The following is an 18,656-nucleotide window of genomic DNA, read 5'->3' as shown; positions in this document are numbered from 1 at the left end:
CCGGGACGCCGCCGACACTGTACCCCCGGCCCCGCCCCCCGCCCGGCGACCCGCCGGGCGCCGCCCGGCGGTACGGTAGAATGTCCCTCTTTATTGAATAACCTGCCGATCATGAGCCACTACGAAGGCGATCTCCGGACACCGGAACAGGCCCGTTTCGCCATCCTCGCCAGCCGCTGGAATGCCCGCATCACCGACGTGCTGGTGGCCGGCGCGCGCCAGAGCCTGGCCGGCAACGGGATCCAGGAAGCAGCCATCGACGTGATCCGGGTGCCCGGCGCGTGGGAACTGCCGCTGGTGGCCGCGCGCCTGGCGGCGGCGCATGAACATGCCGCGATCATCGCCCTGGGCTGTGTGATCCGTGGCGACACCCGCCACTACGAACACGTGGCCGACCGCTGCGCCGAAGGCCTGATGCGCGTGCAGCTGGACTTCGGCGTGCCGGTGCTCAATGGCGTGCTGGCGGTCGAACGGGCCGAGGATGCCGAGGCCCGCGCCGGTGGCAGCCACGGCAACAAGGGTGAGGAAGCCGCACTGACGGCGTTGGAAATGGTCAATCTTCTGGAGCAGTTGCCGTGAACAAGTCAAACCCGGGCAAGCCCTCCGGCAAGCCGGTCCGCCGCGATGGCATCGACCCGGTGCTGCGCTCGCGCGCGCGCCGTCGTGCCCTGCAGGCGATCTACGCCTGGCAGATCTCCGGCGGCAACGCACAGTCGGTGGTCGCCCAGTTCGCCCACGAGCAGGCGCGCGAAATCGCCGACCTGGCGTACTTCGAAGCACTGGTGCACGGCGTGCTCGACCACAAGAAGGACCTGGACGAAGCGCTGCTGCCGTTCGTGGACCGCAGCATCGACGAAGTGGACGCCATCGAACGCGCCGCGCTGCGCGTGGCCGCGTTCGAGCTGCGCTACCGCATGGACGTGCCGTACCGCGTGGTGATCAACGAAGCCATCGAGTCGACCAAGAAGTTTGGTTCCGAACACGGCCACACCTACGTCAACGGCGTGCTGGATCGCGCTGCGGTGGAGTGGCGCAAGGTCGAAAGCGGGCACTGAGCCGGGTCGGGGAACGCACATGTCCCTCGCCGAATTCTCCCTGATCGAACGCATCCGCACGCGCACCCGCGCGCGTGCCGATGTGGTGCTCGGCATCGGCGACGATGCCGCGCTGCTGCAGCCGCGTGCCGGCGAGCAGCTGGTGGTCACCGCCGATACGCTCAACAGCGGCGTGCATTTCCCGGCTGAAACCCCGCCCTACGACATCGGCTGGAAGACCCTGGCGGTCAACCTGTCCGACCTCGCCTCGATGGGCGCGCGGCCGGCGTGGTGTGTGCTCGCGCTGTCGCTGCCCGACGCGGATCCGGAATGGGTGGACGCGTTTGCCGACGGCTTCTTCGCCCTGGCCGACGCCCACGACATCGTGCTGATCGGGGGCGACACCACGCGCGGGCCGTTGTCCTTGTCGGTGACGGCGATGGGGCAGGTGGCGCCCGGCACCGCACTGCGCCGCGATGGCGCACGGGTGGGTGACGATGTCTGGGTCAGTGGCACGCTCGGCGATGCCGCCGTGGCCCTGCGCGCCTGGCAGGGCGGCACCCTCGACGTGCGCCGCACGTCCGACGATGCGCAGGTCGACTTCCTGCGCCAGCGCCTGGCCCGCCCCACGCCGCGCGTGGCGCTAGGCTGCGCGCTGGCGGGTGTGGCGCATGCAGCGGTCGACATTTCCGATGGCCTGCTGGCCGACCTGGGCCACATCTGCGAACGCAGTGGCGTCGGTGCCGAGCTCGACCCCGAACGCCTGCCGGTATCACCGGCCGCACGCGCCCGCGTCGGTCAGTCGCATGCCCGTGAGGCAGCGCTGCGTGGCGGCGACGATTACGAACTCTGTTTCACCGCAGCGCCGGCCCAGCGCACTGCCATCGACGCCCTGGCCACGCGGCTTGCACTGCCGCTTACCCGCATCGGCGAGATCGTGCCAGGCCACGGCGTCAGCACCGGCAGCGATGCCACCGGCCCGCGCGGCTACGAGCACTTCACCGAACTGTAGGCGGCAACACCTTGCCCGGATTGAGGATGCCATCCGGATCCAGTGCCGATTTGATCGCCCGCATCGCCGCCAGCGTGGCCGGTGAAAATGCCTGCGCCATGAAGTCGCGTTTGGCCAGGCCGATCCCATGCTCGCCCGACAGCGTGCCGCCCAGTGCCAGGGTCAGTTCGAAGATCTTCGGCAGCGCTGCCTGCGCACGCGCGTTCTCGTCCGCATCGTCCGGGTGGTACAGGATGTTCACGTGTAGGTTGCCGTTGCCGGCGTGGCCGAAGGTGACAATGGTCAGCGTGTACTGCCGTGCCAGCGCCTGCACACCGGCCACCAGGTCGGGAATCCGCGACACCGGCACCACCACGTCTTCGTTGATCTTGCCCGGCGCGATGCTGCGCAGCGCAGGCGACAGCGCCTTGCGCGCGGCCCACAGCTTCTCGCGCGCACTGCCTTCCATCGCCACGTCCAGCGCCAGCATGCCGTCGCCTTCGGCAGCCGTGGCCAGGGCCTGCAGCAGATAGGGCAGGGTGTCGTGGTCCCCATCGGCTTCGACCAGCAGCATCGCACCGGCCTCGGGCACGTCGGCGCCATTGCGGCGCAGCAGCTCCAGGCTGCGCGCGTCCATGAATTCCAGGCGGGTGGGCACCACCGGCTGCGCCATCAGGCGCGACACCGCCGACGCGGCCGCATTCGCATCGCGGTACAGCACCCGCAGCCCGGCCTGCGTGACCGGCAACGGAGTCAGCTTCAGCGTGGCTTCCACGATCAGGGCCAGGGTGCCTTCGCTGCCCACCAGCAGGTGGGTCAGGTCGTAACCGGTGGCGTCCTTGGTATAGGCACCGCCGCACTGGATCAGCTCGCCCGCGCCGGTCACCGCGACCAGCCCGAGCACGTTGTCGCGGCTGGTGCCGTACTTCACCGCGCGTGGGCCGCCTGCGTTACAGGCCAGGTTGCCGCCGATGCTGCATATATCGGCACTGGACGGGTCCGGTGCCCAGAACAGTCCGTGCTCGACCAGCGCATGCTGCAGGTCGCCGTTGAGCACGCCCGGTTCCACCACCGCGCAGCGGTTGCCCGGCTGGATGTCGAGGATGCGGTTCATGCGCGCGAACGACAGCACGATGCTGCCGTTGACCGGCACCGCTGCGCCGGTGGTGCCGGTGCCGGCGCCGCGTGCCACCACCGGCACGCCATGGGCGCGGCAGGCGCGCACGATCTGCACAACCTGCTCGCGGTCGTGCGGGAGCGCCACGCCATTGGGCAGCGCATGCCGCCAGGAGTTGTCCTGCGCATGTGCGGCCAACGTGGTGGCATCGGTGCGCCAGCCATCACCGAGCAGTGCCTGCAGGGTGGTGGCAAATTCAGCAGGCAGGGTCGTCGTCATTGCAGCCATCCGGTAGCGCGGCCCATGGGGCGGCCCTCAAAGTCATCGATCGAAACCACAGTCTTCCAGCCGGAACGCATCGCGCAACCAGTCCAGGCGCGGCGGGTCGCCACTGGCATCGATCACGTCGAAACGGCAGGCGCCCTGCGCCAGCGCTGGATGCGACTGCAGGAACAGCTGCGCGGCCAACACCAGTTTGCGCCGCTTGCGCAGGTCCACCGAAGCCGCGCCGCCACCAAAATCGGCAGTGGCGCGATAGCGCACTTCCACGAATACGGTGGTGTCGCCGTCGCGCATCACCAGATCCAGCTCACCGCCCTTGTAGCGGACATTGCGGGCGATCGGGGCCAGCCCGGCACGCCGCAGGTGCGCCAGCGCGGCGGTTTCCACCGCCGCCCCGCGCTGTGCCCGCTGGGTGGGCATGGCCTCAGTTGTTGCTCACCGGCATCGGCCGGCCACCGCTGAAGGTCGACCACGCCGGCACGCGCAGCACGTTGCCGTTGCTGTCCAGGAACAGGGTGCCGGTGGCACCCGCCAGGCCGCCTTCGGTGGCCACCTTGTCCAGGTAGGCGCTGATCTTCCAGGCGTCGAAGCCGAACGCGAACAGGCGACCGGCCGCACCACGCGCGGTCGGCAGGATCTGCCCGGCGGTCGCCGCCGACGGCAGTCCGGCCACGCCGCGCACGTTCCAGGCTTCGTTCGGGTAGACGATGCCGTCCAGCGCCATGTCTTCTTCCGGCTTGCCGGTGCCCAGGGTCAGCTGCGAGGTGCCCACGCGGCTGGCGCCGCCCGCGCCGGCCAGCGCCAGCTGCGGGGCCAGTGCGCGGGCCTGCGGTGCCTTCACCGCCAGCAGCACGCCGTCCACCGCGCCAGCGGCACGCACCTGCGCGCCGATATCGCCCACGGTCTCGCCCACGCCCACGGTCGCCAGTACCTGGCCGCCGCGCTGGGTGAAACGCTCGCGGAAGGCGGCGGCGGTACGGCGGCCGTTGTCGTCATTGCTGTGGAGCACCAGCACCTTGCTGCGTTCGCGGCTGCGCAGGTATTCGGCGGCGATGATGCCGTCGTCTTCCGGCGCCAGCGAGAAACCGGCGCTGCCGGCCGGCGGGCTGCTCTTGCCACGGTTCAGCGCCAGCACCGGCACCGGCAGTTCGGTGCGGCCGAACACGGCGTCCACCTCGTCGCGGCCCAGCGGCCCGACGATGAAGTCCACACCGGCAACGACGGCCTTGTCATACGCGGCCACGGCGCCGGCCGGGGTGCCGGCGGTATCGATGAACTGGATGTCCGGGCGCTGCCGGCTTTCGCCGTAGTAGCCGCTGAGCAGGCCGTCGCGCACCGGCTGCGCGGCGGTGGCCAGGCGGCCGCTGAGCGGCAGCAGCACGGCCATCTTCACCGGCGGGCGGTACCCATCGCTCATTGCCGGCGGGCGCTTGCTGGTGTCGAACTGGGCCACGCCATCGCGGTCGAACGGGCGCGGCAACGGCAGGCCACGCGCGATCAGGGCGCGGCCTGCGAAGTTGTACAGGGGCTCGTTGGCCGGCAGCGCGGCGGCGCGGGCACGCAGGGTGGCATCGTCCAGCGTGCCGAGCAGCCCGGCGATGGCCTGCTGGTTGTCGGTGCGGGCCTGGCCGGTCAGCGCGGCGTGCGCGCGGGCGCGTTCGGTGGCCGCGCCGATCGCATCGCCGGTGGCCTGCAGCGCGTTGGCGCGGGCCAGCTGCCAGCGCGTGCGCAGCGGCGGCGCCACGGTGTCGGAGGATTCCTTCAGGAACGCCAGTGCCTGCGCCGGCTGCTTGTCGGCCAGGGCCAGCTCGGCGCTGGTCAGGTGGAAGCGCTGCAGGCTGGCGCCGCTGAGCTGGCGCGCGGCGACCTGGGCCAGCAGGCTGCGCGCGCGGGCGTTGTCGCCGGCCTCGTGCCAGGCGAAGGCCGCATCGGCCAGCGCGGCGCTGCGGGCGTTGCCGCGCAGGGTGTTGGCCAGTGCTTCCAGCTGTACGGCGGCATCACGCGGCTTGCCCTGGTCGATCAGCGCCAGTGCCTGGCTCTGCGCCGGCGATTCCGGGGCGCTGGTCAGGCTGGTCGTGGCGCAGCCGGCAAGCAGCAGCAGCGACAACGACAGGGCGGAGATCCGTGCGGCGGGCTTGTTCATGATCAGGTCCATTCGAGGGTGGCTCGTACACGTTAGGATTCTACCCTTGACCTGTGAGTGCCGTTGCGATGAGTGCTGTCCCTACGCTGTATGTCGTTGCCACCCCGATCGGCAACCTGTCCGACCTGACGCCGCGGGCGCAGGAGGTGCTGCGTTCGGTGGCCGCGATCTGCGCCGAGGACACCCGCCGCAGCGGCCAGCTGCTGGCCCACTTCGGCATCCAGCAGCCGCTGGTGGCGCTGCACGACCACAACGAGGAAGTGCTGGCCCAGCGCATCGTGGCGCGGCTGCAGGCGGGCGAATCGCTCGCGCTGGTCAGTGACGCGGGCACGCCGCTGGTCAGCGACCCCGGCTACCGGCTGGTCCGTGCCGCGCGCGAAGCCGGCATCCGGGTCAGTCCGGTGCCCGGGGCCTGCGCGGCCATTGCCGCGCTCAGCGTGGCTGGCCTGCCCAGCGACCGCTTCACCTTTGAAGGCTTCCTTCCGGCCAAGGGGTCCGGCCGCCGCGAACGCCTGCAGGCGCTGGCAGGGGAAACCCGCACGCTGGTGTTCTATGAATCCTCACACCGCATCGCGGAGTCGCTCGCGGACATGGTTGCCGCATTCGGCGCGACGCGACCGGCGGTGCTGGCGCGCGAACTGACCAAGCTGTTCGAGACCGTGCTCGACGGCGACCTGGCCAGCCTGCTGCAGCAGGTCGAAGCCGACGACAACCAGCGCAAGGGCGAATTCGTGGTGATGGTGCAGGGCGCGGCCAACGACGAAGAAGCCCAGCTCGCCCAGGGCCGCCGCCTGTACGCCAAACTCAGCGAACACCTGCCGCCCTCGACGGCAGCCAAACTGGCCGCCGAACTCACCGGCGCGCCGCGAAAAGCCCTCTACGGCTCATAACGACGTATCCCGATTCCAGCGGTGCCCGTAACGGTTCGTAGTGCCAGGCCCTGCCTGGCAACCGCGCAACGCGCGGCTCAAAATTCCGGAGCCGGACCAATAAGGTGTTAACCTACGGTTGGCAGAGTCGGCCAGGCAGTCGCGTCATTCCTTCGGGAATGCCGAGGAAAGTCCGGGCTCCGCAGGGCAAGGTGCCAGGTAACGCCTGGGCGGCGCGAGCCGACGGAAAGTGCAACAGAAAGATACCGCCTACGTTCCCTTCGGGGAGCCGGTAAGGGTGAAATGGTGCGGTAAGAGCGCACCGCGAGTCTGGCAACAGACCGGCACGGCAAACCCCACCTGGAGCAAGACCAAATAGGGTCCTCATGGCGCGGCCCGCGTCGGGACCGGGTAGGTTGCTTGAGCGCCACGGTGACGTGGCGCCTAGAAGAATGACTGTCCACGACAAAACCCGGCTTATCGGCCGGCTCTGCCGCTTTTTCCGCCGACGGCGGAAAAAGCGCCCAACATCTGCGGCGCAGATGTCGGGTCCCCGGGGCATATCCCCAATTCCCCGCGCCTGTCGGCGCGCCCCCTTTACTAAAGGGGGCTCCCCGTTCGTCAGGATTGCGGGCCCATCCGGTACTGGGCCGCTGAGATGAACTGGCTGAAGGCCTCGCACCAGACCACGACGGTGGTGTAATCGTCGATGTCGACGTGATCGGGCACGTCCAGCAGGAAGCGGTTGAAGGTCTTTACGTCACCGATCAGCGTGGCCTCCTTCTTGATCCGCAGGAAGTCGCCCCGGGTGTCGACGAACTCGCGCGACAGGTACACCTTGTAATCCGGGCCGGGGGCCATGCGGCCATCGAAGGCGATGCGGTCGTGGCTCACGCTGACCCTGCCGTCGGCCCAGTGCACTGCGTCGCTGCCTTTGAGGTCACGGCGGAAGCGGGCTTCATGGGTGCTGTTGGCCATCGCCTCGGCCACGCTGGACGCGCTGGGCCCATCGGGTGCAGTGAGGATCGGCAGCAGGTAGACGCCGCTGCCGAAGCCTGCGGCCAGGGTCAGCACGTGGGTGGCAAGGAACAGGGTGAGTCGTCGATTCATCAAGGGTCTCGGCTGGAAGGCGCCAACGGCGCCGGTACCAGACAAGAGCGGCGAGCGGGCTGGATCGATCCGCGCCGCGCGCCGCTTCATTCACCCTGCAGCGGGGCTGGGCAGTGGCCCGGGCGTGCCGACCGTGAGCGCGGTTTCGCCGATGCACGCGCCCGACGGGTCGAAGCGCCGCTCGCGGATGAAGCCTTGGCCCTGCGCGTCCAGCGCGATCACGGTGCTGGCCCGGGTGCCGTATTCCGGGCTGCGGATGAAGGCGGCCGACAGCCAGCGCTCGCGTTCCAGGCCAATGCCGGTGTCGGGCAGGCGGGCGTCGTCGGCGCGGTTCTCGTTGGCCAGCGCCGCCCACAGCGGCGCGAGATCCTCGCGGCCTGCATCCACCCAGGCCTGCACGGCGGCATTCAAGGCCAGGGTCTTCGGCCACGGCGCATCCAGCGGACCGTTGGACATGCCATGGATACCCGGGGCCAATGCCTGGCGCAGCAGCGGGTGGTTGCCCAGGAACTGGCAGCTGTCCCTATCGGCCAGCAGCAGGTTGAACGGGGCAAAGGCCGGCGCGTTGCCGGCCAGGGTGTCGGCAAACGCGGCCGCGGAACCGGTGCCGCGCAGGTAGTCGGCCACCAACGCACCGCGTGACGGGCCGGTCTGCCGGGCCAGCGGGTCGCGCACGTTGGTCACCACCGCCATCCGCCCGTCCAGGCCCACGCCGGCCCAGGTGCCGCCGGAGCGCAGGTCGCGCCCGGCCAGCACGCCGAGGTCGGGGGCTGGCCACGCGGCCAGCCCGGCGGTCGGGCGCGCATGGAATTCATCGCGGTTGCCGGCCATCAGCAACTGCCAGCGGGGGTGGACCTTCCAGGCCAGGGCGAGCAGACACATGCCGCGCATTGTGCCGGTTTGCGCACGAACGGGCCGGATGCGGCGTGAGGGCCGATGAATGCGCGGCGATGTTTCACGCGCTCTCCACACCCCTGAACTTCGGCCCAATCTCAAAAAATGAGACGAAACAGCAACTTGTGGATAAGCCTTGAACAAGTCTCTAAACATTGCTGCAAGCCCTTGATGTCCAAGGTGATTTCCCCTTCGCAAAACTGTTGACAACCCAATCGGCACTGCTAAGGTGGGCAACAGAGGAGAAACCGGGTTTTTTGTGGTTTTTCGTGGTTCAATGTTTCACCGGGCGAAGGAAAAGGTGCACGCGTCGTGTTTCAAGGCGAGACGGCCATCACGGTTGACGATAAAGGACGCATGGCGGTTCCCACCGCGCATCGCGACCTCGTCGCGCGTGTGAGCAACAACCGCCTGGTCCTGACCTACAACCCCTTCGAGTCCGGCTGCCTCTGGCTGTACGCCGAACAGGAGTGGGAGCGGGTCCGCGACGACGTCATGGCCAAGCCCAACACACAGCGCGTCGTGCGCCTGCTGCAACAGAAGCTGGTCGGTTCGGCCGCGCATCTGGAGCTGGATGGCAACGGCCGCATCAGTATTCCGGCAAGCCACCGCGGCGCTGTTGGCATTGAAAAGAAGGCGGTGTTGCTCGGCATGGGCGACAAATTCGAATTGTGGAGCGAGCAGGCTCATCGCGCATTGATCCAGCAGACGTTGTCTGACGGGGATCTGGGCGATGGGTTGCTCGACCTGAAGTTGTGACCCGGGGTGCCCGGGTGCGCGGAGGCGCGCAGGCCGGTCACCTTCCGGTGTCGCAGTCGCCGGCGGGCCATCTGCCGGTGCTGTACACGCAGGTCCTGGAAGGCCTGGGGGTGATCGAAAACGGAACGTATCTCGATGGCACGTTTGGTCGTGGCGGCCACGCCCGCGGCGTGCTCGAGCAACTCGGTCCTGGAGGCCGGCTGCTGGTCATGGACAAGGATCCGGAGGCAATCGCGGTAGCCGAGCGTGATTTCGCGCCGGACCCGCGCGTCTCGATCTTCCGTGGCAGCTTCGCCGACCTGCTGCACTGGAACGCAACCGCCGACGGCCTGGACGGGGTGCTGTTCGACCTCGGTGTGTCCTCGCCGCAGCTGGACGTGGCCGAGCGCGGTTTCAGCTTCGGCAAGGACGGCCCGCTGGACATGCGCATGGACCCGGACAGTGGCGAAAGCGCGGCGCAGTGGCTCAACCGCGTCGAAGAACGCGAACTGATGGACGTGCTGTGGACCTATGGCGAAGAGCGCCAGGGGCGCCGCATCGCCCGCGCGATCATCGCCCGCCGCGACAAGCAGCCGTTCACCCGCACCGCCGAACTGGCCGAGCTGATCGCCTCGGTGATGCCGCGTGGCAAGGACAAGATCCACCCGGCCACGCGCAGCTTCCAGGCCATCCGCATCCACATCAACCGCGAACTGGCCGACCTTGAAGCCGGCCTGGACGCGGCGATGGCGCGGCTCAAGCCCGGTGGCCGGCTGGCGGTGATCAGCTTCCATTCGCTGGAAGACCGCATCGTCAAGCAGTTCATGAACCGCCACGCCAAGGCCCCGCCGACCAATCGCCGGTTGCCCGAGCTGGCCGCGTTCGTGCCGACGCTGGACCTGGTCGGCGGCGCCATCAAGGCTGAAGATGACGAGCTGGCGGTCAACCCGCGCTCGCGCAGCGCCGTGCTGCGCGTGGCCGAAAAGCGCGGGGTGGCGTGATGAGCCGCCTGCTGCTGGTCGTGCTGCTGGCCTGCACCATCGCCTCGGCGATCGGTGTGGTGTTCATGCGCCACCGCCACCGGCAGACCTTCGTCGAGCTGTCGCGCGTGGAGCGCGCCCGCGACGAACTCAACATTGAATTCGGCCGCCTGCAGCTGGAGCAGGCGACCCTGGCCGAAGCCACGCGCGTGGACCGCGTGGCCCGCGAGCGGCTGGGCATGAAGTTCCCCGAAGCGGCCGATGTCGTGGTGGTGCGGCCATGAACAAGACCGGCCGCAACCGCACCCGCAACGCCTTCAACCTGCGCCAGCGCCTGAAGTGGGTCGGCCTGGCGCTGGGCCTGTGTTCGGTGTCGCTGGTGGGGCGCGCAGCGTACGTGCAGATCATCAACAGCGATTTCTACCAGCGCCAGGGCGAAGCCCGCTACCTGCGCGAGCTGCCGATCAACACCTCGCGCGGCATGATCACCGACCGCAACGGCGAGCCGGTGGCGGTGTCCACCCCGGTGGCCTCGATCTGGGTCAACCCGCAGGAGCTGATGCGCTCGCCGGACCGCATTCCGGAACTGGCCACCGCGCTGGGCATGCCGCTGGATGAGTTGTCCACCAAGCTCAGCCAGAAGGCGGACAAGGAATTCATGTACCTGCGCCGCCGGATCAATCCCGACGACGCCGAGAAAGTGGTCGCCCTGAAGATCCCGGGCGTGGCCTCGCAGCGCGAATTCCGCCGCTTCTACCCGCAGGGTGAAGCCATGGCGCACGTGCTGGGCTTCACCAACATCGACGACCGCGGCCAGGAAGGGCTGGAGCTGGCCTTCGACGAATGGCTGCGCGGCAAGGCCGGCGCCAAGCGGGTGATCCGCAACCGCAAGGGCGAGACCGTCGAGAGCGACCTGCTGCGCGCCGCCGAGCCGGGCAAGGACCTGACCCTGAGCATCGATCGCCGCATCCAGTTCCTGGCCTTCAAGGAACTGCGCAACGCGCTGATCGAGAACAAGGCCGCCGGCGGTTCGATGGTGATCATGGACGTGGCCACCGGTGAAGTGCTGGCCATGGTCAACCTGCCGACCTACAACCCCAATGCGGTGGGCGGCGCTGCGCCGGACACCCGCCGCAACCGCGCCGTGACCGACCTGGTCGAGCCGGGTTCGACCATGAAGCCGCTGACCATCGCCTCGGCGCTGCAGTCCGCCGTGGTCACCAAGGACACCACGGTCGATACCAACCCGGGCTACATGGCGATCGGCCGCTACACCATCAAGGACGTGCCACGGAACAACGGCGTGCTCAACGTCACCGGCGTGATCACCCGCAGCTCGAACATCGGCGCGGCCAAGATCGCGGCCAAGATGCCGGACCAGGTGTTCTACGACCACGTGCACAGCTTTGGCTATGGCAGTGCGCCGCACAGCGGGTTCCCCGGCGAATCGGCCGGCGTGCTGCCGCGCCCGGCCCGCTGGAGCGGTTCGTCGAAGACCACCATGTCCTACGGCTATGGCCTGAATGTCACCCCGCTGCAGATCGCCACGGCGTACTCGGCGCTGGGCAACGGCGGCAAGCTGATCGCGCCGACCTTCGTCAAGGGCCAGCGCAACGAAGGCAAGCAGATCATCGACGAGAAGATCGCCAAGGAAGTCGTGGCGATGATGGAAACCGTGGTCACCCAGGGCGGCGCCAAGCAGGCGGCCGTGCTGGGCTACCACGTGGCCGGCAAGACCGGCACCGCGCGCAAGGCCGGCCCCGGCGGCTACGAGCGCGGCCATTACAACGCGCTGTTCGCCGGCGTGGTGCCGGCCAGCAACCCGCGCTTTGCCACGGTGATCGTGATCAACGACCCGCAGGCCGGCAAGTACTACGGCGGCCTGGTGTCCGCGCCCGTGTTCCACAACGTCATGGAAGGCGCGCTGCGCCTGATGGACGTGCCGCCGGACGACATCGATTCCTGGCTGGCTGCCCAGCAGTCGGGAAAGATGGGCCATGCCGCGTCCTCGCTGCCGACCCCGCCGCCGGCCGAGACGGTCGTTGCCCCGGACGCCGCCGCTGAATTCGATGCCGCGCTGCCCAGCGCGCACGCCACGTTGCCGCCCGCGCAGGGAGGCACGCAATGAGCCAGATGATGTTGCTTTCGCAGTTGCTTCCCGATGTGGTGCTGAGCCACGACCCGTCCATCACCGGCTTGGTGCTGGACAGCCGCGCGGTGCGCCCCGGCAATGCCTTCGTCGCGATTGCCGGCTTCGGCGCGCACGGGCTGGGCTTTGTCGACCAGGCCCGCGCCGCCGGTGCGGCCGCCATCCTGTTCGAACCGCCGGCCCCGGCGGAACTGCCGGCCCCGGCCGACGCCATCGCCGTGCCGGGCCTGCGCACGCGCATGGGCGGCATGGCCGACCAGTTCCACGGCCATCCGTCGCGTGCGATGACCATGGTCGGGGTGACCGGCACCAACGGCAAGACCTCCACCGTGCAGCTGCTGGCCCAGGCCTGGCACCTGCTCGGCACCGCCAGTGGCAGCATCGGTACGCTGGGCGTGGGCCTGTACGGCGATGTGGTGCCGACCGGCTTCACCACGCCGCTGGTGCTGCAGATGCACGAAGTGCTGGCGCAGCTGCGTGACCAGGGCGCCAAGGCCGTGGCCATGGAAGTGAGCTCGCATGCGCTCGACCAGGGCCGCGTGGATGCCGTGCACTACGACGTGGCGGTATTCACCAACCTCACCCGCGACCATCTCGATTACCACGGCGACATGGCCCAGTACGGCGCGGCCAAGGCCAAGCTGTTCCATCGCGCCGGCCTGAAGGCCGCCGTGGTGAACCTGGATGACAGCTTCGGCAGCGAACTGCTGCGCACGGTCGATGCCGGCATCGCCCGGATCGGGGTCAGCTCGCGCGGTGCGCAGCAGGCCACGCTGCGCGCCGACTCGCTCAAGCTCGATGGTCGGGGCATCGCCTTCGACCTGGTGGTGGACGGTGCGCGCCATCCGGTGCAGTCGCCGCTGCTGGGCCGCTTCAACGTGGACAACCTGCTGGCCGTGGCCGGCGTGCTGCACGCGCTGGGCCATGCCCCGGCGGCGATTGCCGCACTGGTGTCGCAGCTGCAGCCGATCGCCGGGCGCATGAACCGCCTCGGCGGCGAGCGCGGCCTGCCGACCGTGGTGGTTGATTACGCACATACCCCCGACGCACTCGAACAGGCACTGCAGAGCCTGCAGGGCCACCTGCAGGGCAGGCTGTTCTGCGTGTTCGGCTGTGGCGGCGAGCGCGACGCGGGCAAGCGCCCGCAGATGGCGGCCATCGCCGAGCGCCTGGCCCAGCAGGTGATCGTCACCGACGACAACCCGCGCGGCGAAGATGGCGACGCGATCGTGGCCGACATCCTGGCCGGATTCACCGCGCCGGACGCGGTCACCGTGCAGCGCAACCGCGCGCGCGCGATCGGCCTGGCGGTGAAGCTGGCCGGCCCGGGCGACATCGTGCTGCTGGCCGGCAAGGGCCACGAGCCCTACCAGGAAGTGCGCGGGGTCAAGCACGACTTCGACGACACCCTGGTGGCCGCCGCCGCACTCAACGCCAAGGAGGCCATCCTGTGAAGCGCACGCCGCTCTCGCTGATCGCCCACTGGGCCGGTGGTGACATCCATGGCGATGACACCGCCATCGACGCCATCAGCAACGACACCCGCACCCTGGCACCCGGCAGCCTGTACGTGGCACTGCGTGGCGAGCGCTTCGACGGCCATGATTTCGCCGCCGATGCGGTGGCCCGTGGCGCCAGCGCGATGCTGGTCGAGCGCCTGCTGGACGTGGCCGTGCCGCAGATCGTGGTCGGCGACAGCGAACACGCACTGGGCCGCATTGCCGCCGGCATGCAGCGCGACCGCGCCGCACGCGTATTCGCCATCACCGGCAGCAACGGCAAGACCAGCGTCAAGAGCCTGCTGCTGGCGATCCTGGAACAGGTCGCGCGCGAGCAGCGTGCGGTGGTGTACGCCAACCCGGGCAACCGCAACAACGAGATCGGCCTGCCGCTGGCGGTGATCGATGCGCCTGAAGATGCCGACTACGCCATCTACGAGATGGGCGCCGGCAAGCCGGGTGACATCGCCTACCTCACCGACATCGCGCGCCCGCAGTACGCCCTGGTCAACAACATCGCCCCGGCACACCTGGAGCGGATGGGCAGCCTGCAGGGCGTGGCCAGCACCAAGGGCGCCATCTACGCCGCGCTGCCGGCCGATGGGGTGGCGGTGATCAACGCCGACGACGCCTTCGGCATCTGGTTCGAACAGCACATCGTCGGCCAGCCGCCGCGCAGCCGCGTGCTGCGCTATGGCCTGGACCACAGCGCCGACGTGACCGCGCAGGACATCCGCGCGACCGCCGAGGGCAGCCGCTTCCTGCTGGCCAGCCCGGCTGGCAGCGTGGATATCGCCCTGGCGTTGCCGGGCCGCCACAACGTCAGCAATGCCCTGGCCGCCGCGTCGCTGGCGCTGGCGGCCGGCATCGGCCTGGCCTCGATCGCCGCCGGCCTGGCCCGCGCCGAACCGGTGCCCGGCCGCCAGATCGCGCACCGGCTGCCCAATGGCGCCGTGCTGATCGATGACAGCTACAACGCCAACCCCGGTTCGCTGGCCGCGGCCATCGACGCGCTCGCCGCGTCGAAGGACGAAGCCTGGCTGGTGCTGGGCGACATGCGCGAACTCGGCCCGGATGGCGAGGCGCTGCACGCGCAGGCCGGCCGCCGCGCCCGCGATGCCGGCCTGAAGCGGTTGTACACGCTGGGCACGTTGAGCGCGGCCGCATCGCAGGCGTTCGGCGACGGTGGTCGCCACTTCCAGAGCCACGACGCCCTGGCGGCTGCGCTGGCCGACGAACTGCATGCTGGCGTGCGCTGCCTGGTCAAGGGCTCGCGCGGCAGCGCCATGGACAAGATTGTAAAAGCGCTGCTGGCGCGAGGAGAGGAAACCCCCCATGTTGCTTGAACTGGCCCGATGGTTGCAGCAGTTGGAGAGCCTGTTCGGGCTGTTCGGCTACCTGACTCTGCGAGGCATCCTGGCCGCGCTTACCGCGCTGTTCCTGTCGCTGTGGCTCGGCCCGGCGATGATCCGCAAGCTGGCCCAGTTCAAGGGCGGCCAGCCGATCCGCAAGGACGGCCCGCAGACCCACTTCTCCAAGGCCGGCACGCCGACCATGGGCGGTTCGCTGATCCTGCTCACCATCACCCTGTCGGTGCTGCTGTGGGCCGACCTGCGCAACCGCTACGTGTGGGTGGTGCTGGCGGTGATGCTGTGCTTCGGCGCGATCGGCTGGTACGACGACTGGATCAAGATCGTGCGCCGCGACCCGAACGGCCTGAAGTCGCGCTGGAAGTACCTGCTGCAGTCGATCTTCGGCCTGGCCGCCGGCCTGTTCCTGTTCTACACCGCCGACGTGCCGGCCGCGCTGACCTTCTACATCCCGATGTTCAAGTCGGTGGCGCTGCCGCTGGCGGGCATCAGCTTCGTGGCCATTGCCTACTTCTGGATCGTCGGCTTCTCCAACGCGGTCAACCTGACCGACGGCCTGGACGGGCTGGCGATCATGCCGACCGTGCTGGTGGCCTGCGCGCTGGGCGTATTCGCCTATGCCTCGGGCAACGTGGTGTTCTCCAACTACCTGCAGATCCCGCAGATTCCCGGTGCGGGCGAACTGGTGATCATCTGCGCGGCCATCGCCGGCGCGGGCCTGGGCTTCCTGTGGTTCAACACTTACCCGGCCATGGTGTTCATGGGCGATATCGGCGCGCTGGCGCTGGGTGCGGTGCTGGGCACCATCGCGGTGATCACCCGCCAGGAACTGGTGCTGGTGATCATGGGCGGCGTGTTCGTGATTGAAACGCTGTCGGTGATGATCCAGGTCGCCTCGTTCAAGCTGACCGGCAAGCGCGTGTTCCGCATGGCGCCGATCCACCACCACTTCGAACTCAAGGGCTGGCCCGAGCCGCGCGTGATCGTGCGCTTCTGGATCATCTCGGTGGTGCTGGTGCTGATCGGCCTGGCCACGTTGAAGGTCCGCTGATGAACGACCTGTCGCGCCAGGCAACCCGCCTTGAAGCCATCGGAGGCCACTTCGACAAGTGGCTGCTGGGCGCGATCATCGCGCTCACCGGGCTGGGCGTGGTGATGGTCGCGTCGAGCTCGATCGCCCTGATGAGCAGCCCGTTCTACTACCTCAACCGCCACCTGATCTTCCTGGCGGTGGGTATCGTGCTGGCCGGCCTGGCCATGCGCACCGAGCTCAAGAGCATCGAGCAGTACAACCAGATGCTGCTGCTGGGCTGCTTCGCCCTGCTGGTGGTGGTGTTCATTCCCGGCCTGGGCAGCAGCGTCAACGGCGCCCGGCGCTGGATCAACCTGGGCTTCTCCAAGTTCCAGACCGTCGAAGCGGTGAAGGTGCTCTACATCGTGTGGCTGTCCAGCTACCTGGTGCGCTTCCGCGACGAGGTCAACGCCACCTGGCCGGCGATGCTCAAGCCGCTCGGCGTGGCCGGCGCGCTGGTGGTGCTGCTGCTGCTGCAGCCCGACTTCGGTTCCTCGACCCTGCTGCTGGCGATCACCGCCGGCATGCTGGTGCTGGGCGGGGTGAACCTGCCGCGGATGTCGATGCCGATCGTGTTCGGGCTGGTGGCGATGAGCGCGCTGGCGATCATCGAACCGTACCGCATGCGCCGCATCACCTCCTTCTGGGACCCGTGGGCCGACCAGCAGGGCGATGGCTACCAGCTCTCCAACGCGCTGATGGCGGTGGGCCGCGGCGAGTGGACCGGCGTGGGCCTGGGCAATTCGGTGCAGAAGCTGTACTACCTGCCCGAAGCGCACACCGACTTCATCTTCTCGGTCACCGCCGAAGAGCTGGGCTTCGTCGGCACCTGCCTGATCGTGGCGCTGTACGCGCTGCTGGCTGGCCGCGCGTTCTGGATCGGCATGCGCTGCGTGGAAATGAAGCGCCACTTCTCCGGTTACATCGCCTTCGGCATCGGCCTGTGGGTAAGCATGCAGAGCTTCGTCTCGATCGGCGTGAACCTGGGCATCCTGCCGACCAAGGGCCTGACCCTGCCGCTGATTTCGTCCGGCGGTTCGAGCATCCTGATGACCTGCGTGGCGATGGGCCTGCTGCTGCGCGTGTCCTACGAACTGGACCGTGCCGAGCGCCGCCAGGCCGTGCGCATGGGCGCGGCCGAACTGGACGATGCGGCACCGGTCGATGCGCCGGCCAGTGCCAGCGCCGTGGCCGCCGCGATGCAGGACAGCCCCGCGCGCGCCTCCGCGCAGCGCGACAGCGCCCCGCGTGGCACCAGCCGCATGCAGCAGCGGATCGAACCGACCCTGGGGAGGATGGGATGAGCGCCCAGACTTCACAGCGCCCGGTGATGATCATGGCCGGTGGCACCGGCGGCCACATTTTCCCCGGCCTGGCCGTGGCCAAGGTGCTGCGCGAGCGCGGCATTCCGGTGACCTGGCTGGGCAGCATCGGTGGCATGGAAACCCGCCTGGTGCCGCAGCACGACATCCATATCGACACGCTGGCCATTAGTGGCCTGCGCGGTAAGGGCAAGCTGGCGCTGCTGACCGCGCCCGGGCGCCTGCTGCGCGCCGTGCGTTCGGCCGGCTTCCTGATCCGCGACCGCCAGCCGCGCGCGGTGATCGCCTTCGGTGGCTTCGCCTCCGGTCCGGGTGGCCTGGCCGCACGCCTGCATGGCCTGCCGCTGCTGGTGCACGAACAGAACCGGGCACCGGGCCTGACCAACCGCGTGCTGTCGCGCTTCGCGCGCCGCGTGCTGACTGGTTTCCCGGGCAGCTTCGCCCAGCGCGAAGAAGCCGTGGGCAACCCGGTGCGCGCCGAGATCGCCGCGGTTGCCGCACCCGAACAGCGCCTGGCCGGTCGCGAAGGCCCGCTGCGGGTACTGGTGCTCGGTGGCAGCCAGGGTGCACGTGCGCTCAACAACGCCGTGCCGCAGGCACTGGCCGCACTGGCGGGCAACGTCGCGGTCGACGTGCGTCACCAGAGCGGTGAAAAACTGCACGCCGAAGCGCTGCAGGCGTACCAGGACGCAGGCGTAAACGCGCGCGTCGAGCCGTTCATCGCCGACATGGCCGAAGCATTCGGCTGGGCCGACCTGGTGGTGTGCCGCTCCGGCGCGTCCACCCTGGCCGAGCTGTGCGCGGTCGGCGTGGGCAGCGTGCTGGTGCCGTTCGCGGCGGCCGTCGACGATCACCAGACCCGCAATGCGGAATACCTGGTCGAACGCGGCGCGGCCGTGTTGCTGAAGCAGGACGAAACGCTGGCCGCGCGCCTGCAGGACGTACTGCGCGATCTGTCCGAAAATTCCGCCCGCCGCATGCAGATGGCAACCGCCGCGCGTGCCCTGGCCAAGGTCGATGCCGCCGAGCGCATCGCCGACATCATTCTCGAGGAATCCAAATGAACACCGTTACGCGAGGCCGCGC

The 18,656-nt window shown here is 69.0% G+C and carries 18 protein-coding genes and 1 other RNA gene; 14 read left to right on the top strand and 5 right to left on the bottom strand.

Features of this window, described 5'->3' with window-relative positions; translation table 11 throughout:
• Positions 1-111 precede the first annotated feature (111 nt).
• From ribH to thiL, 3 genes are read left to right on the top strand one after another with little or no spacing between them, the layout of a single operon-like run.
• Positions 112-579, top strand: coding sequence for a 6,7-dimethyl-8-ribityllumazine synthase (ribH, locus tag QMX79_RS07435; protein ID WP_068854542.1), 468 nt, complete (start codon positions 112-114; stop codon positions 577-579).
• Positions 576-1,055: a transcription antitermination factor NusB gene (gene nusB / locus QMX79_RS07430; RefSeq protein WP_282245881.1), complete on the top strand. Its 480-nt coding sequence runs from the start codon at positions 576-578 to the stop codon at positions 1,053-1,055. The genes ribH and nusB overlap by 4 nt, the downstream gene beginning before the upstream one ends.
• Positions 1,056-1,074: 19 nt before the next feature.
• Positions 1,075-2,046 (top strand): thiamine-phosphate kinase, encoded by a 972-nt coding sequence (thiL, locus tag QMX79_RS07425; protein ID WP_282245879.1) that lies wholly within the window; start codon positions 1,075-1,077, stop codon positions 2,044-2,046.
• On the opposite strand, the gene QMX79_RS07420 is transcribed toward thiL, so the two are convergent.
• From QMX79_RS07420 to QMX79_RS07410, 3 genes are read right to left on the bottom strand one after another with little or no spacing between them, the layout of a single operon-like run.
• Entirely contained in the window at positions 2,033-3,421 is a 1,389-nt protein-coding gene (locus QMX79_RS07420; RefSeq protein WP_282245878.1) for an FAD-linked oxidase C-terminal domain-containing protein, read from the bottom strand. The genes thiL and QMX79_RS07420 overlap by 14 nt on opposite strands.
• A gap of 42 nt (positions 3,422-3,463) precedes the next feature.
• Positions 3,464-3,844: a YraN family protein gene (locus QMX79_RS07415; protein ID WP_282245876.1), complete on the bottom strand. Its 381-nt coding sequence runs from the start codon at positions 3,842-3,844 to the stop codon at positions 3,464-3,466.
• Positions 3,845-3,848: 4 nt separating this feature from the next.
• The gene (locus tag QMX79_RS07410) at positions 3,849-5,567 is read right to left on the bottom strand and encodes a penicillin-binding protein activator (RefSeq protein ID WP_282245875.1); all 1,719 of its coding nucleotides are present in this window, start codon (positions 5,565-5,567) and stop codon (positions 3,849-3,851) included.
• Positions 5,568-5,635: 68 nt separating this feature from the next.
• Between QMX79_RS07410 and rsmI the strand changes: the two genes are divergently transcribed.
• Positions 5,636-6,457 carry a 16S rRNA (cytidine(1402)-2'-O)-methyltransferase gene (gene rsmI / locus QMX79_RS07405; RefSeq protein ID WP_282245874.1) on the top strand — a complete coding sequence of 274 codons (822 nt, stop codon included), beginning with the start codon at positions 5,636-5,638 and terminating at the stop codon, positions 6,455-6,457.
• Positions 6,458-6,580: 123 nt separating this feature from the next.
• Positions 6,581-6,932, top strand: an RNA gene (gene rnpB, locus QMX79_RS07400) — RNase P RNA component class A.
• A 125-nt stretch (positions 6,933-7,057) separates the two neighbouring features.
• Here the strand turns inward: rnpB and QMX79_RS07395 are convergent.
• The gene (locus QMX79_RS07395; RefSeq protein ID WP_282245872.1) at positions 7,058-7,546 is read right to left on the bottom strand and encodes a DM13 domain-containing protein; all 489 of its coding nucleotides are present in this window, start codon (positions 7,544-7,546) and stop codon (positions 7,058-7,060) included.
• A gap of 90 nt (positions 7,547-7,636) precedes the next feature.
• The gene (locus QMX79_RS07390; RefSeq protein WP_282245870.1) at positions 7,637-8,428 is read right to left on the bottom strand and encodes an NRDE family protein; all 792 of its coding nucleotides are present in this window, start codon (positions 8,426-8,428) and stop codon (positions 7,637-7,639) included.
• Between the two features lie 324 nt (positions 8,429-8,752).
• Between QMX79_RS07390 and mraZ the strand changes: the two genes are divergently transcribed.
• The 9 genes from mraZ to murG are packed head-to-tail and all read left to right on the top strand — an operon-like array spanning position 8,753 to position 18,634.
• The gene (gene mraZ, locus QMX79_RS07385; protein ID WP_259209259.1) at positions 8,753-9,199 is read left to right on the top strand and encodes a division/cell wall cluster transcriptional repressor MraZ; all 447 of its coding nucleotides are present in this window, start codon (positions 8,753-8,755) and stop codon (positions 9,197-9,199) included.
• Between the two features lie 14 nt (positions 9,200-9,213).
• Positions 9,214-10,179: a 16S rRNA (cytosine(1402)-N(4))-methyltransferase RsmH gene (rsmH, locus tag QMX79_RS07380; RefSeq protein WP_282245886.1), complete on the top strand. Its 966-nt coding sequence runs from the start codon at positions 9,214-9,216 to the stop codon at positions 10,177-10,179.
• A complete protein-coding gene (gene ftsL / locus QMX79_RS07375) occupies positions 10,179-10,442 on the top strand; it encodes a cell division protein FtsL (protein ID WP_068849221.1) in 264 nt (87 codons plus the stop codon). Before rsmH ends, ftsL begins: the two co-directional genes overlap by 1 nt.
• A complete protein-coding gene (locus QMX79_RS07370; protein ID WP_282245861.1) occupies positions 10,439-12,286 on the top strand; it encodes a penicillin-binding transpeptidase domain-containing protein in 1,848 nt (615 codons plus the stop codon). The genes ftsL and QMX79_RS07370 overlap by 4 nt, the downstream gene beginning before the upstream one ends.
• A complete protein-coding gene (locus QMX79_RS07365) occupies positions 12,283-13,761 on the top strand; it encodes a UDP-N-acetylmuramoyl-L-alanyl-D-glutamate--2,6-diaminopimelate ligase (protein ID WP_282245860.1) in 1,479 nt (492 codons plus the stop codon). Before QMX79_RS07370 ends, QMX79_RS07365 begins: the two co-directional genes overlap by 4 nt.
• Positions 13,758-15,152, top strand: coding sequence for a UDP-N-acetylmuramoyl-tripeptide--D-alanyl-D-alanine ligase (murF, locus tag QMX79_RS07360; protein ID WP_282245859.1), 1,395 nt, complete (start codon positions 13,758-13,760; stop codon positions 15,150-15,152). Before QMX79_RS07365 ends, murF begins: the two co-directional genes overlap by 4 nt.
• Positions 15,142-16,227, top strand: coding sequence for a phospho-N-acetylmuramoyl-pentapeptide-transferase (mraY, locus tag QMX79_RS07355; protein WP_214905340.1), 1,086 nt, complete (start codon positions 15,142-15,144; stop codon positions 16,225-16,227). Before murF ends, mraY begins: the two co-directional genes overlap by 11 nt.
• On the top strand, positions 16,227-17,552 hold the full coding sequence (ftsW, locus tag QMX79_RS07350) for a putative lipid II flippase FtsW (RefSeq protein WP_282245856.1): 1,326 nt from the start codon (positions 16,227-16,229) through the stop codon (positions 17,550-17,552). Before mraY ends, ftsW begins: the two co-directional genes overlap by 1 nt.
• A complete protein-coding gene (gene murG, locus QMX79_RS07345; RefSeq protein WP_282245854.1) occupies positions 17,549-18,634 on the top strand; it encodes an undecaprenyldiphospho-muramoylpentapeptide beta-N-acetylglucosaminyltransferase in 1,086 nt (361 codons plus the stop codon). The genes ftsW and murG overlap by 4 nt, the downstream gene beginning before the upstream one ends.
• Positions 18,635-18,656 lie beyond the last annotated feature (22 nt).

This window comes from Stenotrophomonas sp. PS02300 (assembly GCF_029959395.1).
In the GTDB taxonomy this organism is placed as follows: Bacteria; Pseudomonadota; Gammaproteobacteria; order Xanthomonadales; family Xanthomonadaceae; genus Stenotrophomonas; species Stenotrophomonas maltophilia_AD.
Note: the sequence above shows the minus strand (reverse complement) of the source record. Positions and strands in the feature narration are given on the sequence as shown.